At 71.5% G+C, this 3769-nt stretch carries 6 protein-coding genes; all 6 read right to left on the bottom strand.

What is annotated here, in order from left to right; genetic code table 11:
* Positions 1–6 precede the first annotated feature (6 nt).
* The gene (locus RN729_RS07760) at positions 7–321 is read right to left on the bottom strand and encodes a hypothetical protein (protein ID WP_310783376.1); all 315 of its coding nucleotides are present in this window, start codon (positions 319–321) and stop codon (positions 7–9) included.
* A 19-nt stretch (positions 322–340) separates the two neighbouring features.
* On the bottom strand, positions 341–1156 hold the full coding sequence (locus tag RN729_RS07755; protein WP_310783374.1) for a hypothetical protein: 816 nt from the start codon (positions 1154–1156) through the stop codon (positions 341–343).
* Positions 1157–1246: 90 nt separating this feature from the next.
* A complete protein-coding gene (locus RN729_RS07750) occupies positions 1247–2281 on the bottom strand; it encodes a zincin-like metallopeptidase domain-containing protein (RefSeq protein WP_310783372.1) in 1035 nt (344 codons plus the stop codon).
* Positions 2278–2484, bottom strand: coding sequence for a hypothetical protein (locus tag RN729_RS07745; RefSeq protein WP_310783370.1), 207 nt, complete (start codon positions 2482–2484; stop codon positions 2278–2280). The genes RN729_RS07750 and RN729_RS07745 overlap by 4 nt, the downstream gene beginning before the upstream one ends.
* Complete coding sequence (locus RN729_RS07740) at positions 2481–3458, bottom strand: ATPase, T2SS/T4P/T4SS family (protein ID WP_310783368.1); 978 nt, start codon at positions 3456–3458, stop codon at positions 2481–2483. The genes RN729_RS07745 and RN729_RS07740 overlap by 4 nt, the downstream gene beginning before the upstream one ends.
* The coding region (locus RN729_RS07735) for a hypothetical protein (RefSeq protein WP_310783366.1) at positions 3455–3769 on the bottom strand (315 nt) is incomplete at its 5' end. The genes RN729_RS07740 and RN729_RS07735, both read right to left, overlap by 4 nt.

The following is a 3769-nucleotide window of genomic DNA, read 5'->3' as shown; positions in this document are numbered from 1 at the left end:
TGCGGGTCATTTCCATTCTCCTTGCCTATCCTGATGGAGCGCGTCGGCGAGGCCGGGATCGCCCTCGCCGCGCCGCACCGACCGTTCGGCGAGATCCACGCGGCGGCCGAGGTCGGCGAGCCCGGTGGTGCGGGCAACCACGTAGATCGTGGCCGCGACCGTGGTGAGGGCGAGCGCGGCGTGCAGCGCGAGCGCGACGCCGTGTTCGGCGAGGATCCTTGGCCAGTGGGACGAGAGGTATTCGAGGCGGGCACCGCCGAGCAGGAACGCGGATCCGGCGAGTGCGGCGGTGAGTCCCGCGCTGATCTTCCAGGGCTGCATCGTGGTTTCTCCTTTGTCTTCAGAGTTCGAGTGAGGCGGGATCGCGGTCGGCCGGGCCGCGGAGCCAGGAGCCGTTGTCGCTGCCGAGGCCCAGCCTGCGGAGGAGTCCCGCCGCCGCCGGTCCGTTGGCGTGCATCGCGAACCCGGCGGCGGCCTTGGCGCGGACGGCCGCCTCGCGGTAGCTGCCGGAGACGGCCTCGACGTTGACGCGGCCGGTCCGTCCGTCCGCGTCCTCGTACTCGATCTGGGCGTCGGGGTAGAGCACCCGGCCGTCTTCGTCGATGGGGAGCCCGAGTTCGCGCGCGATCCGGTGGCGCTCGGTGTCGGCGGCCCGTTTGCCGCGCTTCCGCGCGCCTTCGCTGGCGCGCGCGATCCTGCTCTTGAGTTCGGTGTCGAGGCGGACGCGCCGCACGGTGGCGCCCCTTGCTTCGAGCCGCTTCCGCTCGATCCGGCAGGCGCGGTGGATGGCGGTGTCGTGTGCGGCCTCGGCGGGCCGGACGCGGGCGAGCCGGATCTCCTGCCGGGGATCCATGCCGCGCTCGGCGGCGAGCTTCCGGGCCTCGGCCACGCCCTTGGGGGTGAGCGAGAGAACCTTGAACGGGTTGCCCTTCGGCCCGGTGGCCGCGTGCTCCTCGACCAGACCGTCCCGGATCCAGGCGTTCACGGCGCGGCGGGTGGTGAACGGGTGGCCGCCGAAGTGTACCTCGGCCAAGTCGCGGTAGGAGACCGCGCCGTGGACGCCGATGTCGGTCAGCGCCCCGGCGCAGCGGTCGGGGAAGGAGATGGACCCGCCGTCCCGGCCCGCGGCGTATTCTCGGCGATGGCCGTTCCGCATCCGAGCGCGATGGCTCGCGCGGCTGGGTGGCGCGGCGGAACGGGGGTCCGGTTCGGCCGTGCGGCCGAACATCTCTCTTCCTCTCAACGGTCAGCGGCTCGGCCCGAAGCCGCGCTCGGGGACCGGGATCCTCGGCACGGGCACGACGATCCTCTGCGGTCCCTGCGCGGGCGTGCGAACCGCCGCCACGGCGACGGGGTCGCGCTCGGCCACGCGCTCGCGGTGCCGGTCGAGCACGAAGTCGGAGATCTTCTGCGCGTCCGCGGCCGCGCGCCGGATCTCGCGCGGGTCCTCCTCGAGCGCCTGGATCCAGCCCTCGACGTAGGCCGCGCCCCGGCTCGGGTCGTGTCCGACGCCGACGCGCTCGCCGGTCATCATCGCGCTGATCTCGGCCCTGAGCTCCTCGCGGGCGTACTGGGGCGAGCCGAACCCGCCGTCGATCCCCTCGATGAGGGTCTCGCGGTTCATCCGGTCCTTGTGCCCGGTGCTGTGGCCCAGCTCGTGGAGCGCGGTCTGGTAGTAGTGGTTCGCCGACGGGAACTGGCCGCGCTCGGGCAGCACGATCTCGTCGCGCTTCATGTGGTAGTAGGCGCGGTCGCCCTGGACGTGGCGGACCGGGACGCCAACGTCCTCCATGACCCGTTCCGCCTCCTGGTGCACCTTCCAGAGCGGCTCGGGCGTCGGGTTCGAGCGCTCGGGCAGCCCGTCGGCCTGCTCGGCGTTGAAGACGGTGTACTGGCGCACGAACGGCGCCTTGAGCTTCTCGTAGCGGTAGACCTTCTTGCCCTCGGCGTCCCTCCTCGGCCGACCCTGCTCGTCGGTCACGGCGATCCGCTTCTTGTCCTGGAAGGAGAGGATGCGCGTGCCGCGCTCGCCCTTCCTGACCTGCCCGCCGCGCGCCTGGATCTGGCGGTAGGTGCCCCAGCGCACGTCGCCGTAGCCCTGCTCCTGCTGGACGGAGGCGAGGTGCAGGCTGTTGCCGCCCCGGTAGGAGCGGTCGGTGTCCACGTTCATGGGCATCACGCGCTCGCCCGGCGCCCACGGCTTCTGCCACGGGGCGGTGCCCTGCCGGATCTGCTCGATGATCGCGTCGGCGAACTTGCGGTGGTATTCGTCGTGGTTCATGCGTCCACCTCCTCGCCGGCGGCGCCGTGCGGGTCGTCCCACGCGGCGGCGATCTCGTCCTCGTCGCCTACGTCCTCGGGGAAGAGGCCGTACTGCTCGGCCAGGAAGGCGTCGACTTCGAGCGTGTCGCCGCTGTCGCGCGCGAGTTCGCGGTCGAAGTCCTCGAACGTCTTGACTCGGATGGTCTGGTCGTCGCACTTCATGCGTTCACCTCCTTCGGTGGTTGAGTGGTCCATGTCGCTTCCGTGATCCAGCGGCCGGTGGCCGCGTCGTAGCCCCGTACTTCGAGCGCCTCCTCGACGAACCGCCGACCGTCCCGGCGCGCCACGTGCAGCACGAGCGCGATTCCGTCCACGACGCCCCGGCAGGTGACTTCCCAGGGCAGCGCGTCTCCGGCCTGCATGGCGCAACTCGCGAGGCGGGACAGCGCGGAGCGGGCGTTGTTGGCGTGGATGGTCGTGAGCGATCCGCCGTGCCCGGTGTTGAGGGCTTGCAAGAGGTCGGCGGCCTCGCCGCCCCGGACCTCGCCGACGACGATGTGGTCGGGCCGGTGGCGGAGCGCGTGGCGCACCAGGTCGCGGATCGAGACGGGCGTGTCGTGGGTGGCTCCGGCCTCGAACCGGAGGCAGTTGGCGCGGTCGATCCTGAGTTCGAGCGTGTCCTCGATGGCGACGATCCGCTCGTCTTCGGGCAGGAGTTCGATCAACGCGTTCAGGAGCGTCGTCTTGCCTGAACCCGTGCCGCCCGAGACGAGGATGTTGCGGCGGGCCGCGAGCGTGTCCCGGGCGGCATGGAGCGTCTGTTCCGGCAGCGATCCCATGCGGACGAGATCCTCGGCGGAGAATGCCCGGCCTCCGAACCGGCGTATTGTGATGGCGACCTCGGGACTCGCGGGCGGAGTGCAGATCGCGACCCGCGACCCGTCTCCGAGCCGCGCGTCCAGGACCGGCTTCGCGGCGGGGTCGAGCCCGAGCGGCCGGGCGATGTGGATCGCCGCGCGGTGGAGCCAGGCGCCGGTGAGTCCGGGCGCCTCGTGGGGCTCCAGCTTCCCGGCCCGCTCGACCCAGACGTTCGCGGGTCCGTTGATCATGATCTCGGACACCTCCGGGTCTTCGAGCAGGGATTCCAGGCCCGGAAGGAACGGGACGAGGTGGCCGACGCCGCTGGCGCGCTTCATATCCGGCCCTCCTCCCGGAGCCTCCAGTAGCCCGTCTCCCTCGGCAGGTAGTGGGGCTTCAGGTAGACGCGGGTGGCCGGAAGCGACTTCACGCCGTTGTACGGAAGACAGACGGCCTGGTAGTTGGCGAGCAGGGCGAACTCGCGGGGCGTGAACACCGGCTCGCTCTGGCGGCGGAACGACTTGCTCGCGCCGATGGAGCCGCGCCCGCCCCCGGCCCGGCCGGACAGGAGCGAGAACTCGGGTCTGCCCGCGGTCTCGGTGAACGTGTACGACGCCCGCGTCTTCATGACGGAGCCGCACATCTCGGA

It is taken from the genome of Candidatus Palauibacter polyketidifaciens, assembly GCF_947581785.1.
In the GTDB taxonomy this organism is placed as follows: domain Bacteria; phylum Gemmatimonadota; class Gemmatimonadetes; order Palauibacterales; family Palauibacteraceae; genus Palauibacter; species Palauibacter polyketidifaciens.
This window is presented reverse-complemented; position numbering and strand designations above follow the sequence as displayed.

Bases quoted from the DNA above. Each gene is read 5' to 3' on its own strand.
- RN729_RS07760 (WP_310783376.1), bottom strand. From the start codon at position 321: ATGCAGCCCTGGAAGATCAGCGCGGGACTCACCGCCGCACTCGCCGGA.
- RN729_RS07755 (WP_310783374.1), bottom strand. From the start codon at position 1,156: ATGCGGAACGGCCATCGCCGAGAATACGCCGCGGGCCGGGACGGCGGG.
- RN729_RS07750 (WP_310783372.1), bottom strand. From the start codon at position 2,281: ATGAACCACGACGAATACCACCGCAAGTTCGCCGACGCGATCATCGAG.
- RN729_RS07745 (WP_310783370.1), bottom strand. From the start codon at position 2,484: ATGAAGTGCGACGACCAGACCATCCGAGTCAAGACGTTCGAGGACTTC.
- RN729_RS07740 (WP_310783368.1), bottom strand. From the start codon at position 3,458: ATGAAGCGCGCCAGCGGCGTCGGCCACCTCGTCCCGTTCCTTCCGGGC.